Origin of the sequence: Streptomyces sp. SS7, from assembly GCF_037993025.1 — a bacterium.
Classification (GTDB): Bacteria; Actinomycetota; Actinomycetes; order Streptomycetales; family Streptomycetaceae; genus Streptomyces.
The window spans coordinates 5,895,015-5,915,029 of sequence record NZ_CP141223.1; the positions used below are offsets into that span (position 1 = coordinate 5,895,015).

Sequence of the window (20,015 nt, forward strand, 5' to 3'; positions counted from 1 at the left end):
CGTCAGCCGACGCGCTGGCGGGCCTTCGCCTTGCGGGCCTGCTCCCCGATCAGGGACTCCTCCGCGAGGAACGACTCGGCGCTGGCCACGGCCTCTTTGGCGGGCAGGGCACGGAACACCCACGTCCGGTACGACCAGAAGCGGAACAGCGTGGCGACACCGATGCCGAGGAACTTGAAGACGTTGCTCTGCAGCGGGCTGTCCCAGCCGAAGCCGTAGGTCGCCGCGAACAGCAGACCGTTCTCGATCACCAGACCGACCGCGCTGAACAGCAGGAACAGCGTCAGTTCCTTCGTACGCCCGCTCTTGTCGCGGTCACGGTAGGTGAAGTACCGGAACCCGATGTAGTTGAAGACGATCGACACAATGGTCGCGATGACACTCGCGCGGACCACCGGCAAATCCGTGAGATGGCGGACGAGGTTGAACACGCCGAGGTTGACCAGCAGCCCCGCACCGCCCACAGCCCCGAATTTGACCAGCTCGCGGCCTACGCGCCGTAGCCGTCCTTGCCCCGAGGAACCATGCGCCATGGTCGTACAGGCCCCCGTCCGGGTCTCGGTTGTGTCAACCCAGCCATGCTAACCACCACTCTTGTCGGTTTCCTGTGCTCCGCCTCACGGGTCGGGAACGGGTCGGGAAGAACGGGGCAAACAGCGGGTATGAGCCGGGCAAGAGACCGGTGGGAGCCCCGGACGCCCGTCCCGGCGGGCGCGGGCTCCGGCCCAGGTGACGCGGCCGATACCCTGGGGGCGTGACGTTCCCGGTAGTCGGCATGGTCGGCGGAGGCCAGCTCGCTCGTATGACACACGAGGCGGGCATTCCGCTGGGCATCAGGTTCAAGCTCCTCAGTGACACCCCCCAGGATTCCGCGGCGCAGGTCGTGAGCGATGTCGTCATCGGCGACTACCGCGATCTCGACACGCTGCGGGACTTCGCGCGCGGGTGCGATGTGATCACCTTCGATCACGAACATGTCCCCACCGAGCACCTCAGGGCACTGGAGGCGGACGGCATCCCCGTCCGCCCCGGCCCCGACGCGCTGGTACACGCCCAGGACAAGGGCGTGATGCGCGCGAAGCTCGACGCGATCGGCGTGCCCTGCCCACGGCACCGCATCGTGACCGACCCGCAGGACGTGGTCCGGTTCGCGGCCGAGGGCGACGGCTTCCCCGTCGTCCTCAAGACGGTCCGCGGCGGCTACGACGGCAAGGGCGTGTGGGTGGTGGAGACCGCCGAGGAGGCGGCCGACCCCTTCCGCGCCGGCGTCCCCGTCCTCGCCGAGGAGAAGGTCGACTACGTCCGCGAACTCGCGGCCAACGTCGTACGCTCCCCGCACGGCCAGGCCGTCGCCTACCCGGTCGTGGAGTCCCAGCAGGTGGGCGGCGTCTGCGACACGGTCATCGCGCCCGCCCCCGACCTGGACCGCGCCCTCGCCCTCCGGGCCGAGGAGATGGCCCTGCGCATCGCCAAGGAACTCGGCGTCGTCGGCCACCTCGCCGTCGAGCTGTTCCAGACCCGCGACGGCCGCGTCCTCGTCAACGAACTCGCGATGCGCCCGCACAACTCCGGCCACTGGACCCAGGACGGCGCGATCACCTCCCAGTTCGCCAACCACGTCCGCGCCGTCCTCGACCTCCCCCTCGGCGACCCGCGCCCCCGCGCGCCCTGGACGGTCATGGTCAACGTCCTCGGCGGCGACTTCCCCGACATGTACTCCGCGTACCTGCACTGCATGGCCCGCGACCCCCAGCTCAAGATCCACATGTACGGCAAGGACGTGAAGCCGGGCCGCAAGGTCGGCCACGTCAACACCTACGGCGACGACCTCGACGACGTGCTCGAGCGCGCCCGTCACGCAGCCGGCTACCTGAGAGGCACGATCACCGAATGAGCCCCGTTGTTGGCATCGTGATGGGTTCGGACAGCGACTGGCCCGTGATGGAGGCCGCCGCCCAGGCCCTGGACGAGTTCGAGATCGACTACGAGGTCGACGTCGTCTCCGCGCACCGCATGCCCCGCGAGATGATCGCGTACGGCGAGCAGGCCGCCGACCGCGGACTGAAGGTGATCGTCGCCGGGGCCGGCGGCGCCGCCCACCTGCCCGGCATGCTCGCCTCCGTGACCCCGCTCCCGGTCATCGGCGTGCCCGTCCCGCTGAAGTACCTGGACGGCATGGACAGCCTCATGTCCATCGTGCAGATGCCGGCCGGCGTCCCCGTCGCCACGGTCTCCGTCGGCGGCGCCCGCAACGCCGGACTGCTCGCCGCCCGCATCCTCGCCACCCACGACGAGGACCTCCTCACCCGGATGCGCGACTTCCAGCAGGAGCTCAACGACCAGGCCACCGAGAAGGGCAAGCGGCTGCGCGCCAAGGTCGAGGGCGCCGGCGGCTTCGGCTTCGGGAAGTGACCGCCTTGAGCGCACGCGAGGCAGCCTGGGAACTCCTCGCCGAGTTCCCGGTCGTCGACGGCCACAACGACCTGCCCTGGGCCCTGCGCGAGCAGGTCCGCTACGACCTCGACGCCCGCGACCTCGCCGTCTCCCAGAGCGCCCACCTGCACACCGACCTGCCGCGGCTGCGTGCGGGCGGGGTCGGCGCGCAGTTCTGGTCGGTGTACGTCCGCGCGGACCTGCCCGACCCGGTCCCGGCGACCCTGGAGCAGATCGACTGCGTACGGCAGCTGATCGACCGGCACCCGGCCGACCTGCGCGCCGCGCTCACCGCCGCCGACATGGAGGCGGCGCGCGCGGAGGGCCGTATCGCCTCCCTGATGGGCGCCGAGGGCGGCCACTCCATCGCCAACTCGCTGGGCACCCTGCGCGGCCTGTACGCGCTCGGCGTGCGCTATCTGACCCTCACCCACAACGACAACGTGGACTGGGCGGACTCCGCGACCGACGAGCCGAGGGCGGGCGGCCTCACCGCGTTCGGCCGCGAGGTGGTGCGCGAGATGAACCGGCTCGGCATGCTCGTCGACCTCTCGCACGTGGCCGCCACCACCATGCGCGACGCGCTCGACGCCAGCTCCGCACCGGTGGTGTTCTCGCACTCCTCGGCGCGCGCGGTCTGCGACCACCCCCGCAACATCCCCGACGACGTCCTCGAACGCCTCCCCGCCAACGGCGGCGTCGCGATGGTCACCTTCGTCCCGAAGTTCGTGCTCCAGGCGGCCGTCGAATGGACCGCGGCGGCGAGCGAGAACCTGCGCGCCCACGGCTTCCACGACCTGGCCACCACCCCCGAGGCGATGAAGGTCCACGAGGCCTTCCAGGAGTCCCACCCCCGCCCGGTCCCCACGGCCGCGACCGTGGCCGACCACCTCGACCACATGCGCGCGGTGGCCGGCATCGACCATCTGGGCATCGGCGGCGACTACGACGGCACGGCCTTCACCCCCGACGGCCTGGACGACGTCTCCGGCTACCCCAACCTGATCGCGGAGCTCCTCGACCGCGGCTGGTCGAAGGCCGACCTCGCCAAGCTGACCTGGCGGAACGCCGTGCGGGTGCTGGGCGCCGCCGAGGACGTCTCCCGCGATCTGCGCACCCGGCAGTCCCCGTCCAACGCGACGATCGAGTCCCTCGACGGCTGAGCCGCGCCCCGGTGGGCGGGCCGTACCCCCGAACGCCCCGCCCACCGGGAAGCCGCCCCGCCCCCGTCCGACGGTGGCCGTACCGCCGAGCGACGCACGGAGACCGTCATGGCCGGCCTCCAGGACGAACTGCACGACCCGCCCGAGGTCCGAGAACCACCGGCTCCCCCCGCGGACCCCTACACCCCCGCCCCCGGCCCGAAGCGCCCACCGCGACCTGCCCGGGGCCCCCGCTCCCACCCGGACCCGCGACCGCTCCCCCCGCGCCCCCGCCCCCGCGGCGAGCCCGGCGACGACGACCCCCTGGAACGGGCCTCAGGGGTGCTCGATCCGGCAGAGGCAGAAGGGATGGCCCGCCGGATCGGCGTACACCTGGAAGTCCTTCTCCTCCCGGTCCTCCAGGTCCAGCGGACGCGCGCCCAGCGCCAGCGCCCGCTCGTGCGCCGCGTCGACGTCCGCCCAGGTCGCGCCCGCGTCGAGGTCGAGGTGGAACTGCTGGGGGTTGCGGTCCGGGCGCGGCCACTCGGGCGGGGTGTACCCCTCGACCTCCTGGAACGCGAGCCGCGGACCGCCGGGGACCTCGAGGACGTACCAGTCCTCCTCGCCCTCCTCGGCCCAGGGCGTGCCGCCCAGCAGGCCCGCGTAGAACTCGGCGAGGGCGCGCGGGTCGGGACAGTCCAGCACGACGGAACGGAAACGCACGACGGATGCCATGGAGGGACACGTTCCCGCACCGCCGCCCCGCATACCTCACAGGAGACCGACAGGCGGCCGGGCAGGGAGTTCACGCCGCGGACGCCACGCGCGTACGGCACAATGCACTCAGACGCCGGTTCGGCCGACTGAGCCTCGGCCGAACCGGCGTCACCCTGCGCTCAGCCCGGACCGCTCACGCCGTGGGGCGGCCCATCGCCCGGTAGGTCCAGCCCGCCGCGCGCCACGCCGCCGCGTCGAGCGCGTTGCGCCCGTCGAGGACCAGCCGGGTCGTCGCCACCTCACCCAGCGCCGCCGGGTCCAGCTCCCGGAACTCACGCCACTCCGTCAGGTGCAGGACGACGTCCGCGCCCCGCACGGCCTCCAGGGCCGAGTCGGCGTACCCCAGCGTCGGGAAGACCCTGCGGGCGTTCTCCATGCCCTTGGGGTCGTAGACGGTCACCTGGGCGCCCTGGAGATGGATCTGCCCGGCCACGTTGAGCGCGGGGGAGTCCCGCACGTCGTCCGAGTCGGGCTTGAAGGTGGCGCCGAGCACCGCGACCCGCCGGCCCAGGAACGGGCCGCCGCCGAGGGCCTCCCGGGTCAGTTCCACCATCTGCCCGCGCTGGCGCATGTTGATGGAGTCGATCTCCCGCAGGAAGGTCAGCGCCTGGTCGGCGCCCAGCTCGCCGGCGCGGGCCATGAAGGCGCGGATGTCCTTGGGCAGACAGCCGCCGCCGAAGCCGATCCCGGCCCGCAGGAACTTCTTGCCGATGCGCTCGTCGTGCCCGATGGCCTCGGCCAGCTTGGCGACGTCGCCGCCGGCGGCCTCGCACACCTCCGCCATCGCGTTGATGAAGGAGATCTTCGTGGCGAGGAACGAGTTCGCGGCGGTCTTCACCAGCTCGGCCGTCGGGAAGTCGGTGACGACGAACGGCGAGCCCTCCGCCACCGGGGTGGCGTACACCGTCCGCAGCAGCTTCTCGGCCCGCTCGCTGCGCACGCCGACGACGATCCGGTCGGGGTGCAGGGTGTCCTGGACGGCGAGGCCCTCGCGCAGGAACTCCGGGTTCCAGGCCAGCTCGGCGTCCGCGCCGGCCGGCGCCAGCTCGGCGATGGTGCGGGCGAGGCGCTCGGCGGAGCCCACCGGCACCGTCGACTTGCCGACGACCAGGGCGGGCCGGGTCAGGTGCGGGGCGAGGGAGCCGACCGCGGACTCGACGTACGACATGTCGCAGGCGTACTCGCCGTGCTTCTGCGGGGTGTTCACACAGACGAAGTGCACATCGCCGAAGGCGCCGACCTCGGCCCAGTCCATGGTGAAGCGCAGCCGGCCGGTCGAGCCCTCGATACCGGCGACGTGCCGGCGCAGCAGCTCCTCGAGCCCCGGCTCGTACATCGGGGTCTCGCCGCGCTCCAGCTTCTCGATCTTCTCCTTGACCACGTCCAGCGCGAGCACTTCGAAGCCCAGCTCGGCCATGGCGGCGGCATGGGTGGCCCCGAGATAGCCGGTGCCGATCACGGTGATCTTGAGGCTCATGGATGCTCCAGGAAGGTAAGCCGGGGGTGCGCGCCCGAGCATATCCGGGCGGGTCGGAGCCCCTCATCGGGCGCTTTCCCACCCAGGCTTCCCCCTGTTGTCCAGCTCACGTGCCAGACGCGCGGCGGGGCCACTAAAATTTGAGTTACTTAACGGTAATTAGCGTCGGTAACGCTAGCGTCTTTGGAGCGTGAGCAACCTTGGCCGGATCGGCTGACTTCGACCTGTACCGCCCGTCCGAGGAGCACGACATGCTCCGGGACACCGTCCGCGCGCTGGCCGAGGCGAAGATCGCGCCGTACGCCGCGGCGGTGGACGAGGAGGCCCGGTTCCCGCAGGAGGCGCTCGACGCGCTGGTCGCGAGCGACCTGCACGCGGTGCACGTACCCGAGTCGTACGGCGGCGCGGGCGCCGACGCCCTGGCGACCGTGATCGTCATCGAGGAGGTGGCTCGCGCGTGCGTGTCCTCCTCCCTCATCCCGGCGGTGAACAAGCTGGGCTCGCTTCCCGTCGTCCTCTCCGGTTCCGAGGACCTGAAGAAGAAGTACCTGACGCCGCTCGCCAAGGGCGACGCGATGTTCTCGTACTGCCTCTCCGAGCCGGACGCGGGCTCGGACGCGGCCGGCATGAAGACCAAGGCGGTCCGCGACGGCGACCACTGGATCCTCAACGGCGTGAAGCGCTGGATCACCAACGCGGGCGTCAGCGAGTACTACACCGTGATGGCGGTCACCGACCCCACCAAGCGCTCCAAGGGCATCTCGGCCTTCGTGGTCGAGAAGTCGGACCCGGGTGTCTCCTTCGGCGCCCCGGAGAAGAAGCTCGGCATCAAGGGTTCGCCGACCCGCGAGGTCTACTTCGACAACGTCCGCATCCCGGCGGACCGCATGATCGGCGAGGAGGGCACCGGCTTCGCGACGGCGATGGCGACCCTCGACCACACCCGCATCACCATCGCCGCCCAGGCCCTCGGTGTCGCCCAGGGCGCCTTCGACTACGCCAAGGGCTATGTCCAGGAGCGCAAGCAGTTCGGCAAGCCGATCGCCGACTTCCAGGGCATCCAGTTCATGCTCGCCGACATGGCCATGAAGATCGAGGCCGCCCGCCAGCTGACCTACGCGGCCGCCGCCAAGTCCGAGCGAGGCGACCGCGACCTCACCTTCCAGGGCGCCGCCGCCAAGTGCTTCGCCTCGGACGTCGCCATGGAGGTCACCACGGACGCGGTCCAGCTCCTCGGCGGCTACGGCTACACCCGCGACTACCCGGTGGAGCGCATGATGCGCGACGCCAAGATCACGCAGATTTATGAGGGAACGAACCAGGTCCAGCGGATCGTGATGGCCCGCAACCTGCCGTAGCAGGGTTGGTGCAGGTCAGGAGCCGTCGCGAAGGCCCGGAGGGGCACTCCCCGCCGCGAACGGCCACTGACCTGCACCGACGACACGGCACCCAGCGCTGGACAACGGGGCGTGAGGGAAGGGACGGCCCCCAGTCCGGGGGCAGAAGAGCCCACGAACCGTGGTCCAGCCACTCGCCGAACCGAATGGGGCGGGCGCCACCGGTGTGATCCAGGGACAGCGGGACGATCCGGTCACAGGTAGCCCGTCCGTCCCACCAGACCGTGCCGGCCAGTGATCCGGTCAAGGCCAGCAGGGTGGAGAAGCCGCAGCCGTGCTCCTGGATGGCGACCGCTCCGGCCGTCTTCAGGTCCTCGCACCTGTCGGCCTCGTCGTCCCAGGCGCGCCGGGCCACCCGGTACGCGACGTCGTCCTCGAACGCCTCGGCCCGTGGTTCGCGCGCCATCAGCGCGTCGTCGGCCTCCGCGTAGGAGCCGGGATGCGGAAAGGGGGCAGCCAGCAGCTCGCGCCGCCCCTCATCGTTCCCGGCCCACCACCAACCGCGCCCGGTCCGCTCGAGCCGAAGGAGCGCCCCGCCCGCGCTCACCTCGCGCAGATACGTTCGGTACTCCGCGGGGAAGGACACTCCGAGTTCCCGTTCGGCCTCGGCGAGCTCGGCGTCGGTGAGGGGCGGCTCCGTCATGGGGCGAGCCTAAGCCGTGCCGTGGGGACGGCTGTCCGGCCCGGGGCGAGGTCCTGCCCCGCCCCGGCCCGGGGCGAATTCCCGCCCCGCCCCGGCCGCCCCGCGGGCCAGCCGCGCGCTCACGGGGAGACCGCGGCCACCCGGCCGCCGGTCCTCAGTCCTCGTACCCCTCCGCCAGGCGGCGCTCGCGCAGTTCTCGGATGGCGCGGCGGCGGGCCAGGCGGTGGGTGCGGCGGATCTGGGCCTCCTGGAGGCGGCGGCGGTCGCGGTCGGTCTCCGGGAGGACCGGCGGGACCACCCGCGGCTTGCCGTCGGCGTCCACCGCGGCGAACACCAGATAGGCCGAGCCGACCTGGGTGGGCGGCGCCGACTCGTTCCAGCGCTCGGCCAGCACCCGTACGCCGACCTCCATCGAGGTCCGGCCGGTCCAGTTCACCTGCGCCTTGACATGGACCAGGTCGCCCACCCGCACCGGCTCCAGGAACGCCATCTCGTCCATGGACGCGGTCACGGCGGGCCCGCCGGAGTGCCGGCCGGCCACGGCGCCCGCCGCGTCGTCGACGAGCTTCATGATCACACCGCCGTGCACCGTTCCCAGGAGGTTGGTGTCGTTGTGGGTCATGATGTGGCTGAGGGTGGTGCGCGACGCGGACGTGGGCTTGCCCGGGATGTCCGGGAGGTCCGAGTCCACTGCGGTGACCTGGTCTGTCATGGCCTCCACCTTATGCCGCAGGGGACAAGCCGGGACTTTGTGTCAGCTTGGCAACAGCGGAGCGCTGATTTTCCGACACCCCTTGTAAGGGACACAGCCGCGGCCTGCACACTGTTCGGCATGAACGAGTGGCCCGAGGGATGGTCCGGCAACGACCGAGGCTCCCGCTACGGAAACGGCAGCGCGAACGCGCAGCCCGAGAGCGCGCGTGTCATGCGGCAGGTCCGGCGCGGCCCCGCGGCCCCGCCGCAGAGCGCCGGCGTGCCCCAGCAGCCGTCGTACGTCAGCGGGCAGGGACACGGCGACTACACCAACGCCCAGCAGTCCGGGTACGACAGCGGCTACAGCTCGGGCCAGGTCTACGGCGCACCGGGCGGCCCCGGCCGGCCCGGCGGACCCGGCGACGGGTACCCGCAGGGCGCCCGCCCCGCGCCCGACTGGCGCCGCCGGATCAAGTGGACCGCGATCACGCTCGCGGCCGTCCTCGTCGTGACCTCCGTCTCCACCTACTTCTGGGCGGACTCCAAGCTGCGCCGCGAGGTCGACCTCTCCAAGGTCATCGACCGCCCCGAGCAGGGCGACGGCACCAACTACCTCATCGTCGGCTCCGACAGCCGCGAGGGCCTGACCGCCGCGGACAAGAAGGAGCTGCACACCGGCTCCGCCGAGGGCAAGCGCACCGACTCGATGATGATCCTGCACGTCGGGTCCAGCGGCGACACCCTGATCTCGCTGCCCCGCGACTCGGACGTGGAGATCCCGACGTACGTCGGCTCGCAGTCCGGCAAGACCTTCAAGGGCACCGGCCGGCACACCAAGCTCAACGCGGCCTACGCCGAGGACGGCCCGACCCTGCTCGTGCGGACGATCGAGTACAACACCGGCCTGCACATCGACCACTACGTCGAGATCGGCTTCGCCGGCTTCGCGAACATCGTGGACGCGGTCGGCGGCGTCGACATCACCATCGACAAGGCCTTCAAGGACAAGTACTCGGGCGCCGACTTCAAGGCCGGCAAGCAGACGCTGAACGGCGAGGAGGCGCTCGCCTTCGTCCGTACCCGGCACGCCTTCGCCGCCTCCGACCTCCAGCGCACCAAGAACCAGCAGAAGTTCCTCGCCGCGCTGGCCCACCAGGTGGCCACCCCGTCGACGATCCTCAACCCCTTCAAGTTCTACCCGGTGATGGGCGCCGGCCTGGACTCCCTGATCGTCGACAAGGACATGGGGCTGTACGACCTCGGGTCCATGTTCTTCGCCATGAAGGGCGTCAACGGCGGCGACGGCGTCTCCATGAACATGCCGATCTCCGGCTCCACCGGCGGCAACCTGGTCTGGGACAAGACCAAGGTCAAGCAGCTGGTGAACGAACTGAACAACGACGAGAAGGTCACGGTGACCAGTGACTGACCAGGGTGGGGACAGAGCGGTCCCCGGCCGTCCTTACGACGCCGTCCTGTGCGACGTCGACAACGTGATACGCCACTTCGACTCCACCCACCTGGAGGCGCTGGAGCGCGCCGCCGGGCTCGCGGAGGGCACCACCAAGAAGGTGGCGTTCTCCCCGGAGGTCGACGGGCCGCTGCTGCTCGGGCAGATCACCGAGCAGGAGTGGGTCGCCGCCGTCGCCGAGGGCCTGAGCGCCCTGGTGGAGGACGAGGAGACCGCCTGGTCGCTCGGCACCGCGCTGCTGGAGTCGCCCTTCCACGCCGACGACGAGGTGGTCGCCCTGCTGCGCCGGGCCCGCACCCGGGTGCCGCTGGTCCTGGTCAGCAACGCCACGAACGGCCTGGAGGCCGACCTCGCCGCGATGGGCCTGACCGACCTCGCCGACGACGTCGTCAGCAGCGCCCGGGTCGGCCTCGTCAAGCCCGATCCGCGGATCCTGGAACTCGGGGCGGCACGGGCCGGCGTACGGCCCGAGCGGTGTCTGTTCGTGGACGACACCGCGGAGAACGTGGAGGCGGCCGCCGCGCTCGGCATGCGGGCCGTCCACTACCGGCGGCCGGCCGACCTGGAGCGGGAGCTGGCACCCCTGTTCGACTGAGCGCACCGCGACGGCCGGGGGCACCCCGAGGGGCGCCCCCGGCCGCGTTCAGGCGCGGGTCACATGCGGGCGCCCGCCATCGTCCGACAGGACTCGGCGCAGCGGCGACACGCCTGCGCGCAGCGCATCATCTGCGGATCGTCCGGCATGGACATACACGCCTCGGCGCACATGTCACAGGCCCTGGCGCACATCGCGCACATCTCGGCCGACATGGGCGAGCGCCGCATCATCATGTCGGCGCACAGGCGGGTCATCTCGGAGCAGTCCATCAGCGCGCGCATGATCTGCATCTGGGCCTGGCCGCCCATCTGCAGGCAGGAGCTCATGGTCTCCTCGCAGACGGTGTGGCAGGCCATGCACGCCTGGACGCAGTCCTGCATCTCCTTGCTCATCGCCGTCATGGACGACTGCTGCTGGGTCATGGCTCCTCCTGGAGGGGTGAGGGGCCCGGGGCAGGCCCCGTGCACTACCGTCCTACGCCCCCTCGGCCCCACCTGCCATCCGGGCTACGCCCCCGGGGGCACTCTCAGGCGCACTCCACCTCGTTCCCCCGCACCACCTCGGGCTCCGGGGCCGCCGGTTCCGGCCCCCGGACCCGGCGCACCTCCCGGAAGTCCGTGCCCGTCACGACCTTCAGGGTGGGGCCGAGGCCGGGGACGGCCCGCAGCGTGCTGCCGGGCAGGGCGGCGGCCACGGAACGGGCCGAGCGGTCCCAGCGGGGGTCGTGGAGCACGACCGTGCGCCGTACGTCCCGGGTGGCGGAGTCGACGGGGCGGTGCGTGGTGCGGAAGCCGGCCGCCGCGAGGGCGTCGTCCACCCGCCGGCCCAGACCCTCGGTGGACGTGCCGTTCTCCACCTGGACGAGGACCTGTTGCGGTGCCACCTCCACCCGCGGCGCCCCGGAGCTCGGGCTCGGCTTCGGGCGCGGCGGGGCCGAGTCCAGCGGCTTGTCCTCGCGCAGCGCCCGGAAGACCCGCTCGGATCCCACCGGGTCCCATTTCAGCGTCGAGCCGATGCCCGGCACCACGTACCCGAGCCGGCCGATCGGCACGGTGGTGAACTCGGAGGAGGCGGGCGAGAAGGTGCGCATCGCCCGGCCGAGGTCGAGGAGTTCGTCCGTGCCGAAGCCGCGGTCCGCCCGGACCGACCCCAGCACCGCCCGGGTCACGTCGCGGAACTTCAGCGGGTTCAGCAGGATGCCCGAGGACGTCGCCCGGTCCAGCAGCGAGGCCAGGAACCGCTGCTGACGCTTCATCCGGCCGAGGTCCGAGGAGCCGTCCGCGTGCCGGGCCCGGACGTACTGGAGCGCCGCCCCGCCCTTCAGCGTGTGCTCGCCCGGGGCGAGATCGAGACCGGTGTACGTGTCCCGCAGCGGCCGCGCGGTGCAGATCCTCACCCCGCCCAGCACGTCCACGGTCTTCATGAAGCTGGTGAAGTCGACCTCCAGATAGTGGTCGATCTTCACACGGGTCATGTTCTCCACGGTGCGCACGGTGAGCTGCGGACCGCCCTCGGCGTACGCCGCGTTCAGCTTGATCGGGTGCCCCCGGTGCTCCCGCCCGCCGATCTGTGCGGTGTGCGGGGGCGTCTCGGCGTACGAGTCGCGCGGCAGGCTCACCACGCTGGCGCGCTCCCGGTCCTCCGAGATGTGCACGATCATGATCGTGTCGGTGCAGTGGCAGGGCGCCCCGCCGAGCCGGAACCGCCGCCGCTCGGTCTCCGTCACCTTGTCGCGGCCGTCGGTGCCGACCAGCAGCACATTCATCCCGTGCCCGGCCCGCGGCCGGTTCTTCATGTCCTTGAAGGGGTCGACCCGGGCGATGTCCGCGTCGAGGCCGGCGACCAGGGAGTGCCCGATCCCGGCGGAGGCCAGGACGACGACCGAGAGCGTGGTCGCCGCCCGCATGGCCCAGCGCGGACGCCCGCGCCGTAGGGGGCGGACCGGGGGGCGCGGTGGACGGCGCCGGGTCCGGGGCGGTGTGGTGGGCATACGGGACACCTCCGGGCGACGGCGAAGGAGCGGCCGTGAGTACGGTAGGCCCGTACGATCTGCCGCCCGGTGCAGGGCACCCGGCGGCGCGCACCGGTGTCCCCCGTTCGCGGTAACGTGAGCGTCCTATGAACGCCAAGCCCGACGTGCAGCTCCCCGCCGTGTCCGTCATCATGCCCGTCCTCGACGAGGAGCGGCATCTGCGCGGAGCCGTCCAAGCGATCCTCGCGCAGGAGTACGCCGGCGAGATGGAGGTCGTGATCGCCCTCGGTCCGTCCAAGGACCGTACGGACGAGATCGCCGCCGAGCTCGTGGCAGAAGACCCGCGCGTGCACACCGTCCCCAACCCCACGGGCCGTACGCCCGCCGCCCTCAACGCGGCGATCAAGGCCTCCCGCCATCCGATCGTGGTCCGCGTCGACGGGCACGGCATGCTCTCCCCGAACTACATCGCCACCGCCGTACGGCTGCTGCAGGAGACCGGCGCGCAGAACGTCGGCGGCATCATGCACGCCGAGGGCGAGAACGACTGGGAGCACGCCGTCGCCGCCGCCATGACCTCGAAGATCGGCGTCGGCAACGCCGCCTTCCACACCGGCGGGCAGGCCGCGCCCGCCGAGACGGTGTACCTGGGGGTGTTCCGCCGCGAGGCTCTGGAGCAACAGGGCGGCTACAACGAGGAGTTCATCCGCGCCCAGGACTGGGAGCTGAACTTCCGCATCCGCGAGGCCGGCGGGCTGATCTGGTTCTCGCCGGAGCTGAAGGTGTCGTACCGCCCGCGGCCCTCGGTGAAGGCGCTCGCCAAGCAGTACAAGGACTACGGCCGCTGGCGGCACGTCGTCGCCCGCTACCACGAGGGCTCCATCAACCTGCGCTACCTCGCCCCGCCCGCCGCGGTGTGCGCGATAGCCGCCGGCCTGGTCGTGGGCGCCGTGCTGACCCCGCTCGGGTTCCTGGTCCCCGGCGGCTATCTCGCGGCGATCGTCGCCGGGTCGGTGCCGGCCGGCAGGGGGCTGCCGCTCAAGGCGCGGCTCCAGATCCCCGTCGCCCTGGCCACCATGCACATGTCGTGGGGGTTCGGCTTCCTGACCAGCCCCAAGTCGCTGGCCAGGAAGGTCATCGCCTCGCGCCGCCCGGCGGTGCTCAGCGGCTCGTCGAGCTGAGGCACCGCCGCCGCGGGCGGCCGACGCGGACCCGGACTACCAGGAGTAGTTCGGGTCCACGTGCATGCACTGCGACTCGTCCGCGCCGTTCATCGCCTGCGCCGACTCGGGCGTCTTGTCGTCGTCCTTCTTCGCGGGCGCCGTGTACTTGTTCCCCGACCGCCAGTCCCCGCCGACGTAGAGCGTGACCCCGGAGACGTCGGTGGACTTCTTCACCTGGCCTGCCGGGACGCCGAGGACCTTCGCCACCCGCAGGGCGTCGGCCTGGAGGTCGGCGCTCGGGTAGCGGATCACCGTGGTCTCCTCGGAGGTGGCCGCGGAGGAGTCCGCGACGGCCCCGTCGAAGCCCTTGGCCCGCAGCAGGTCGGTCACCGTGCTCGCGCGGCCCACGACCGGCGCCAGCGTGCCCGTACGGGTGCTGTTGTGGACCTGCACCGCGATCGCGTCGTCCGCCGCGGCCGTGTCGGTGACCGTCGGCGAGGGGCTGGCCGTGGCCTTCTTCTCGTCCTTGCCGTCGAGCGCGATGTCCTCGCGCACCAGCCGGAACAGCTTGGCGGCGTCCTCGGTGGGCACCACACGGCCGGTCTGGACGGTGTCGTACGCGTTCGGCATCGTCGTCATCGTGATGCGTTCGGTGGGCACCTTCTGCAACTCGGTGGCCAGGTCGTACATCTTGGTGATGGTGTCCAGGCCGTCGTCGACGGTGATCGCCTTCGTGGCGGCCTCGGCGAGCTTGCGCAGCTTGTTGGGGTTGGTCAGCTTGGCGTTGGCGCGCAGCTCACGGACCATCGAGTTCATGTACATGTGCTGCGCCTTGGCGCGGGCGAGGTCGGTGTCGTCCTCGAAGCCGTAGCGGGTGCGCAGCCACTGGAGGGCCTGCTTGCCCTTGATGGAGTGGGTGCCCTTCTCCAGTTTCAGACCGGAGCCCTTGCCGGTGCTCGTGTGCGAGTGGACGTTGGCGTCCACGCACACCGGGACGCCGCCGATCGCGTCCGCCATCGACACCACACCCGAGAAGTCGATCATCATGAAGTGGTCGATGTGGATGTCGGTGAGCTTCTCCCAGGTGGCCACGGTGCAGCCCGGCCCGCCGCGGCCCAGCGACTCGTTGGTCATCGACCGGGTGCTCGCCGCGTACGTCTTCCCGGTGTCCGGGTCCGTGCACTTGGGGATGGTGACGAGCGTGTCGCGCGGCATGCTCACCACCGACATGTTGCTGCGGTCCGCCGAGACGTGCAGCAGCATCTGGACGTCCGCGAGCGGGGGACCCCCGTAGGTGTCCTTCGCGCCGCCCAGCTTCTGGTTCTCCGCGGTGTCCCGTGCGTCGGAGCCGATCAGCAGGATGTTCAGCGCGGTCTGGCCGGCCGCGTTCGCCTGCGTCTTCGCCGCCCGGTCCTTGGCGTCGCCGAGGTTGAGGTCGTCGCTCTTGATGTTGGCGTTCAGGTGCTCGTAGTAGAGGTAGCCGGCACCCGCGCCGCCGAGTATGACCAGGGTCAGGACCGTCGCCGACCAGCGCAGCACGCGCCGTCTGCGGCGTCCTTTGCCACTGCTGCCGTTACTGCTGCCGTTACTGCCGCTGCTGCTGCTGCTGCTGCTGCCGCCGCCGTCGCCGTCGCCGTCGCCCGATGCGCCGCCCCCGTCGTCGGGCGCGTCCTTGTCCACCGAGGTCAGGGACATCGTGTCCTCGACCGCGGGACCCTCACCCCGCATCCCGCTCTTGGTCGCCAATTCCCCAGCCCTTCACGCCGTGCACCTGACACGGGCCCGTCCCGCGTCAAGTCAGACGCACGACGGGCCCGTAGGGTTACCTACTTCTGGTGACCTACTTCGCGCACTGGACCTTGTCCGCCGTGGACTTCTGGACCGAGTCCGGCACCTTGGTGGCCGCCGTGAGCGAAACGCCCGCGCCCTTGAAGTCCTTGCCCAGCGTCAGCGTCATCGTCGGCAGCCCCTGGGCGTTGGTGACGCTCTTCCCCGGCTTCAGCGCGGTGCCCGGCAGCCCCATGATGGCGGCCAGCCGGCGGGCCTGATCGGCCTGGTCGGGGGCGTACTCGAGCGTCGTGTTGCTCAGTTCCTGCGGCGCGTTGCCCGCGTTCTCGGACTTCGTCACGCCCTCATCATTCTGCAGCCAGTTAAGAGTCTCCTGTGCGCTGCCGGCCGGGGCGCCGCCGTTCATGACCTGCACCCGGACCGCGGAGGCGGCGGACTTGGTGCCCTTGAGCCGGGCGGCGGCCTCGGCGGCGGCCGCGCTCTTGGACTCCTTGGCCTTCTGCTTCACCTCGGTGAAGGAGACGTCTCCCTTGATCATCTGGAAGATGGTGGGAGCCGTGGAGGTGTTGAGGACGACCGTCGCCTTGACCTTCTCCGCCGGGTTGTCGAGCACCGGCACGGTGGTGAAGGTCAGGTTCTTCACATTGAGCTTGCCGAGCTCCAGGCCCAGGTCCTTGAGCTTGGTGATGCTGTCGAGCTGGGAGTCGACGGTCAGCGCCTCCGTGCCCGCCTCCGCCAGCTTGATCATCTTGGTGGGGCTGGTGAGGGTGTCGTTCGACTTCAGCTTGCGCATCAGCGAGCCGAGGAACTGCTGCTGGATCTCGATCCGGCTCAGGTCGCCGCCGAAGCCCACCGAGTGCCGGGTCCGCACGAAGGCCAGCGCCTGCTCGCCCTCGATGGTGTGCGTGCCCTTGGACAGCTTCAGATGCGAGTCCGGGTCGTCGATGTCCTTCGCCAGACACACGTCGACACCGCCGACCGCCGAGGTCAGCGTCTTGACGGCGTTGAAGTCGGCGACCATGAAGTTGTCCGCCTGGATCCCGGTCAGCTCGGTGACCGTGCGCACGGTGCAGCTCGGCGTGCGCTCCTCCTGGCCGAGGCTCGTGTTGAAGCGGACGCCGTCCTGGCCGGGGATGACCTTCTTGGTGCCGTCCGCCAGCGTGGTGGGGCAGTCCGGGATGTCCACGATCAGATCGCGGGGGATGCTGAGCGCGGTCGCGTTCGTCCGGTCCTTGGAGACGTGCAGCAGGATCGTGGTGTCCGCGTGGCCGACGCTGTCGGTGTCGCCGTAGCCCTTGTTGCCGGAGCCGGTGCGCTTGTCGGTGCCGATCAGCAGGATGTTGATCGCCTTGTCCTTGCTGAAGCCACCGGTGCTCGCCCCGTCGTCGGAGACGGCGGTGATGTTGTCGTTGAGGTGCTCGAGATAGAGGTAGGCCGCGCCGGCCGTGCCCACCAGCACGAAGGCCATGACGCCGCCGGTCCACAACAGGACCTTCTTCGCCTTCGACTTCTTCTTCACCGGCCGGCGCCCGCGCCGGTTCGCCGGCTCCTCCGGCACCCCACGTTTGCGGCGCGGCGCGGGGACCCGTTCCGGGGCCTCCTCCTCCGGCGCCCGGCGCTCCGGAGCCGCCGTACGGCCCCGCGCCCCGCCGGACGCGCCGGCCGGGGCCGCCGCGCGGGAGGCCGCCCTACGAGGTCCGGGGACCGCCGACTGCGGTGCGGAAGCGCTCAGTCGCAGTTCGTATTCGCCGGTGTCCGGATTGAGTACCCACTGGTCTGCGGGATCGATGTTGTCCGCCCGCCCACGGCCTTGCGCGTCCACGGTCTGTCGAATCCTCCGTCGGGGCCACGCGGCGCCTTTCCCCCTCCAGGCGCTCGGGTCGTCTCGGTCACTCAGTCACAAGTCGGTCACATCAGTGCACGACCTCAGGACAGACCAGGCGGCCGGGTGCACCGGATCGCTCACACTATCCGCCCGGTTCGACATGGGGCGACGGCCGTGACACATTCCACGTCCCTACAACCGGGCAATCCGTCCCAATTCCCTGGCCATCTCGTCCTCCGGGGGCTCGACTTGGCAAGCGCTTTACCCGCAACCGCCCTTGGCGGCGGTGCTGCCGCGGAACGTCGGGGCCGGTGGGGACGGGGAAGGACCCCTCATGGTGGACGAACCGTGCGGGCCCGACTCCGCCGTCCCCGAATTCATGGGGAGTTTCTCGGAAACGGCGACGGGCCCGTCGGTGCGCAGTTGTTCGAAGAGTTTCTCCGCCGCCGGCTCGACCAGTTGGTCGCGGTTGGCGTCGTGGACGTACGACTCCCGCGGAACGGTCAGGAATTGCACGTGTTCGGCGGGAATGTCGCCCACGCCGCGCACCAGTTCATAGAGTCCGCGCAGACTCGCCAGATCCGGGTCGGTGGTGAGCGCGGAGGTGGCCGCGTCCAGCAGCGGGTACAGCTTCACCGGATTCAGCAGGACGCCGTTGCCGCGCACCTTGTCGACGAGCGCCGCGAGGAACCGCTGCTGCCGGTCCATCCGCTCGGTGTCGCTGCCGTCCCCGAGGGACTTGCGGGCCCGGACGTACCCCAGTGCCCGCTCCCCGTCGAGCGTCACCTCCCCGGCGGGCAGCCGCAGCCCGGCGTCCTTGTCGACGATCGGTTCGGCGACACAGACCCGCACGCCGCCCACCGCGTCGACCATGTCCTTGAACCCGCTGAAGTCGACGACGACGTGATGGTCGATCCGCACCCCGGTCAGCTTCTCCACGGTCCGCACCGTGCAGGCCGACCCTCCGGTCTCGAAGGCGTGGTTGAACATGGCGAACACCGGCCGGGTCCGCGACCCGTCCGCCCGCCGGCAGGCCGGCACGTCCACCATCAGATCCCTCGGCAGGGACACCGCGGTCGCCCGGTGCCGGCCGCCCGACAGGTGCAGCAGGATCGTGGTGTCCGACCGCTCGGTCCCGGAGTCCGTCCCGTACCGCCCGTTGCCGTCCCCGGCCCGCGAGTCCGACCCGATGACCAGCACGTTCTGCGCGTCCTTGACCAGGGCGGCGGGCCGCTCCCTCGCATACCGGGCGAGCTCGGCCGCGGCCGCCTCGTCGGGCGTGATGTTCCCGTCGAGCTGTGTGTAGAGCACCCACCCGACCCCGCCGCTGCCCACCACCAGCAGGGCGAGCGCCCCGACCCCGTACGCCACCCACCGCCGCCGCCTCATCCGTTCCACCCCCTCCGGCGTCCGATCGGTGCGTACGCGAGCGCAGTGCCGCTCCTACGACGATGACGCGAGGGGGGCGCGGGTGCGGGCGGGGGTGGGCCGAACGGGTGAGGCGGCGCACCGCGGGAACGGCTGAGTGGGTGCACCGCCGGAACGGGTGAGGGGGTGCACCGCCGGTGGGGGCGCGCGGTTCCCGCACGCCGGTCCGCTGCCTCTTCTCAGCCCGTCCGGCGTGTGAGGACGAGGCCGTCCAGGCCGATCGGGGGCCCAGGGGCGGAGCCGGGGTCCAGGGGGCGGAGACCCTCGGTGCGGCAGGCGCATCCCACCCCGCCTACCGGGCGACCGCCGTCACCCGCTCGCTCTCGATCCGCTGAGCCACCGTCTCCTCCCCGGCCTGCTCCAGGTTCCGGCACAGCACCACCGACCCCCCGCTGGCCAGCGGCGCGTACAGCCCCGCCGCGAGCCCCTCCCAGGTGTCGTACGGCAGCCCCGACAGCAGCCGCGACCCCGGCCCTGTCAGCCCCAGCCCCGCCGCCCCGTCCCGGGCCCGCTCCACGATCTCCGCCCCGCTGTACTCCGCCCCGGCCACGATCAGCGCCGGCGCCTCGGGATCGACGGGCGCGTACGCGGCGAACCGGTCGCCGTACGTCGGCACTTCCACGGCGTAGTCGGCGTACCCCTGCGGCGGCCCCGGCACGAACCGCCGCCCGAGCGGCGCGAGCGAGAGCGCGTACCGCTCCCCGCCGCAGGCGAGCCCCGCCTCGAACCGCCCCGGCCCGGCCACGACGACGTCCGCCCGCGCCGGATCCCCGTCCACGTCCGCGACCACGCCCACCGACGCGCACGCCAGCAGCCACACCGCCGTCTGCCAGTGCGCGGGCAGCAGCAGCGCGACCCGGTCGCCCGGCTCGGCGGACATCCCGTCCTGGAGCAGGTTGGAGGTCTTGGCCACCCAGTTGGCGAAGGTGGCCACGGACAATTCGACCCGCTCGCCCGTGGCGTCGTCGTAGAAGGTCACGAGGGGACGCGCGGGATCCGCGGCGAGCGCGGAACGCAGCAGGTCGGCAGGGGTGCGATCGGTGACGTTCACCCGCGCAAGCGTACGCGCCGCGCCGGTGCCGCACCCGCCGCCGTGCCACCGGTTCGGCCGAACGCCCGGCGCCCGGGCGCCACCGGTTCGGCGGAACGCTCCCGACGGCCCGTCATATCCCCGATGGACAGATATGTATGACTCTGCCCAGGATCGT

18 protein-coding genes are annotated in these 20,015 nt (G+C 71.4%); 7 read left to right on the forward strand and 11 right to left on the reverse strand.

Annotated elements, in window-relative coordinates; translation table 11 throughout:
- Window positions 1–2 precede the first annotated feature (2 nt).
- Window positions 3–533: a GtrA family protein gene (locus U5640_RS27350; RefSeq protein ID WP_340378378.1), complete on the reverse strand. Its 531-nt coding sequence runs from the start codon at window positions 531–533 to the stop codon at window positions 3–5.
- Window positions 534–754: 221 nt separating this feature from the next.
- Here U5640_RS27350 and U5640_RS27355 point away from each other — a divergent pair, with 221 nt between their 5' ends.
- The 3 genes from U5640_RS27355 to U5640_RS27365 are packed head-to-tail and all read left to right on the forward strand — an operon-like array spanning window position 755 to window position 3,596.
- Entirely contained in the window at window positions 755–1,894 is a 1,140-nt protein-coding gene (locus U5640_RS27355) for a 5-(carboxyamino)imidazole ribonucleotide synthase (protein WP_340378379.1), read from the forward strand.
- Complete coding sequence (purE, locus tag U5640_RS27360; protein WP_340378380.1) at window positions 1,891–2,412, forward strand: 5-(carboxyamino)imidazole ribonucleotide mutase; 522 nt, start codon at window positions 1,891–1,893, stop codon at window positions 2,410–2,412. Before U5640_RS27355 ends, purE begins: the two co-directional genes overlap by 4 nt.
- 5 nt (window positions 2,413–2,417) lie before the next feature.
- On the forward strand, window positions 2,418–3,596 hold the full coding sequence (locus tag U5640_RS27365; protein ID WP_340378381.1) for a dipeptidase: 1,179 nt from the start codon (window positions 2,418–2,420) through the stop codon (window positions 3,594–3,596).
- 315 nt (window positions 3,597–3,911) lie between these two features.
- Here the strand turns inward: U5640_RS27365 and U5640_RS27370 are convergent, their stop codons facing one another.
- Entirely contained in the window at window positions 3,912–4,310 is a 399-nt protein-coding gene (locus U5640_RS27370; protein ID WP_340378382.1) for a VOC family protein, read from the reverse strand.
- 175 nt (window positions 4,311–4,485) lie between these two features.
- Window positions 4,486–5,829, reverse strand: a complete 1,344-nt coding sequence (locus tag U5640_RS27375; RefSeq protein WP_340378383.1) for a UDP-glucose/GDP-mannose dehydrogenase family protein — start codon at window positions 5,827–5,829, stop codon at window positions 4,486–4,488.
- A gap of 200 nt (window positions 5,830–6,029) precedes the next feature.
- On the opposite strand from U5640_RS27375, the gene U5640_RS27380 reads away from it, so the two are divergent.
- Window positions 6,030–7,187, forward strand: a complete 1,158-nt coding sequence (locus U5640_RS27380) for an acyl-CoA dehydrogenase (RefSeq protein ID WP_067251008.1) — start codon at window positions 6,030–6,032, stop codon at window positions 7,185–7,187.
- On the opposite strand, the gene U5640_RS27385 is transcribed toward U5640_RS27380, so the two are convergent.
- Window positions 7,123–7,869 carry an SMI1/KNR4 family protein gene (locus tag U5640_RS27385; RefSeq protein WP_340378384.1) on the reverse strand — a complete coding sequence of 249 codons (747 nt, stop codon included), beginning with the start codon at window positions 7,867–7,869 and terminating at the stop codon, window positions 7,123–7,125. The two genes, U5640_RS27380 and U5640_RS27385, sit on opposite strands and share 65 nt — an antisense overlap.
- 154 nt (window positions 7,870–8,023) lie before the next feature.
- Window positions 8,024–8,581: an acyl-CoA thioesterase gene (locus U5640_RS27390; RefSeq protein ID WP_055634405.1), complete on the reverse strand. Its 558-nt coding sequence runs from the start codon at window positions 8,579–8,581 to the stop codon at window positions 8,024–8,026.
- Between the two features lie 120 nt (window positions 8,582–8,701).
- Here U5640_RS27390 and U5640_RS27395 point away from each other — a divergent pair, with 120 nt between their 5' ends.
- Together U5640_RS27395 and U5640_RS27400 are read left to right on the forward strand one after the other, a co-directional pair.
- A complete protein-coding gene (locus U5640_RS27395) occupies window positions 8,702–9,991 on the forward strand; it encodes an LCP family protein (RefSeq protein WP_340378385.1) in 1,290 nt (429 codons plus the stop codon).
- Complete coding sequence (locus U5640_RS27400) at window positions 9,984–10,628, forward strand: HAD family phosphatase (protein WP_340378386.1); 645 nt, start codon at window positions 9,984–9,986, stop codon at window positions 10,626–10,628. The genes U5640_RS27395 and U5640_RS27400 overlap by 8 nt, the downstream gene beginning before the upstream one ends.
- A 59-nt stretch (window positions 10,629–10,687) precedes the next feature.
- Here the strand turns inward: U5640_RS27400 and U5640_RS27405 are convergent, their stop codons facing one another.
- Together U5640_RS27405 and U5640_RS27410 are read right to left on the reverse strand one after the other, a co-directional pair.
- A complete protein-coding gene (locus U5640_RS27405; RefSeq protein WP_340378387.1) occupies window positions 10,688–11,053 on the reverse strand; it encodes a four-helix bundle copper-binding protein in 366 nt (121 codons plus the stop codon).
- Window positions 11,054–11,157: 104 nt separating this feature from the next.
- A complete protein-coding gene (locus U5640_RS27410; RefSeq protein WP_340378388.1) occupies window positions 11,158–12,621 on the reverse strand; it encodes an LCP family protein in 1,464 nt (487 codons plus the stop codon).
- Between the two features lie 128 nt (window positions 12,622–12,749).
- On the opposite strand from U5640_RS27410, the gene U5640_RS27415 reads away from it, so the two are divergent.
- The gene (locus U5640_RS27415) at window positions 12,750–13,784 is read left to right on the forward strand and encodes a glycosyltransferase family 2 protein (protein WP_340378389.1); all 1,035 of its coding nucleotides are present in this window, start codon (window positions 12,750–12,752) and stop codon (window positions 13,782–13,784) included.
- Between the two features lie 36 nt (window positions 13,785–13,820).
- On the opposite strand, the gene U5640_RS27420 is transcribed toward U5640_RS27415, so the two are convergent.
- The 4 genes from U5640_RS27420 to U5640_RS27435 form a co-directional block, all read right to left on the reverse strand.
- The gene (locus tag U5640_RS27420; protein ID WP_340385371.1) at window positions 13,821–15,494 is read right to left on the reverse strand and encodes an LCP family protein; all 1,674 of its coding nucleotides are present in this window, start codon (window positions 15,492–15,494) and stop codon (window positions 13,821–13,823) included.
- Window positions 15,495–15,606: 112 nt separating this feature from the next.
- Window positions 15,607–17,376 carry an LCP family protein gene (locus U5640_RS27425; RefSeq protein WP_340378390.1) on the reverse strand — a complete coding sequence of 590 codons (1,770 nt, stop codon included), beginning with the start codon at window positions 17,374–17,376 and terminating at the stop codon, window positions 15,607–15,609.
- Between the two features lie 264 nt (window positions 17,377–17,640).
- On the reverse strand, window positions 17,641–18,768 hold the full coding sequence (locus tag U5640_RS27430; protein WP_340378391.1) for an LCP family protein: 1,128 nt from the start codon (window positions 18,766–18,768) through the stop codon (window positions 17,641–17,643).
- 331 nt (window positions 18,769–19,099) lie between these two features.
- Entirely contained in the window at window positions 19,100–19,858 is a 759-nt protein-coding gene (locus U5640_RS27435; RefSeq protein WP_340378392.1) for a TIGR03089 family protein, read from the reverse strand.
- Between the last annotated feature and the right edge of the window lie 157 nt (window positions 19,859–20,015).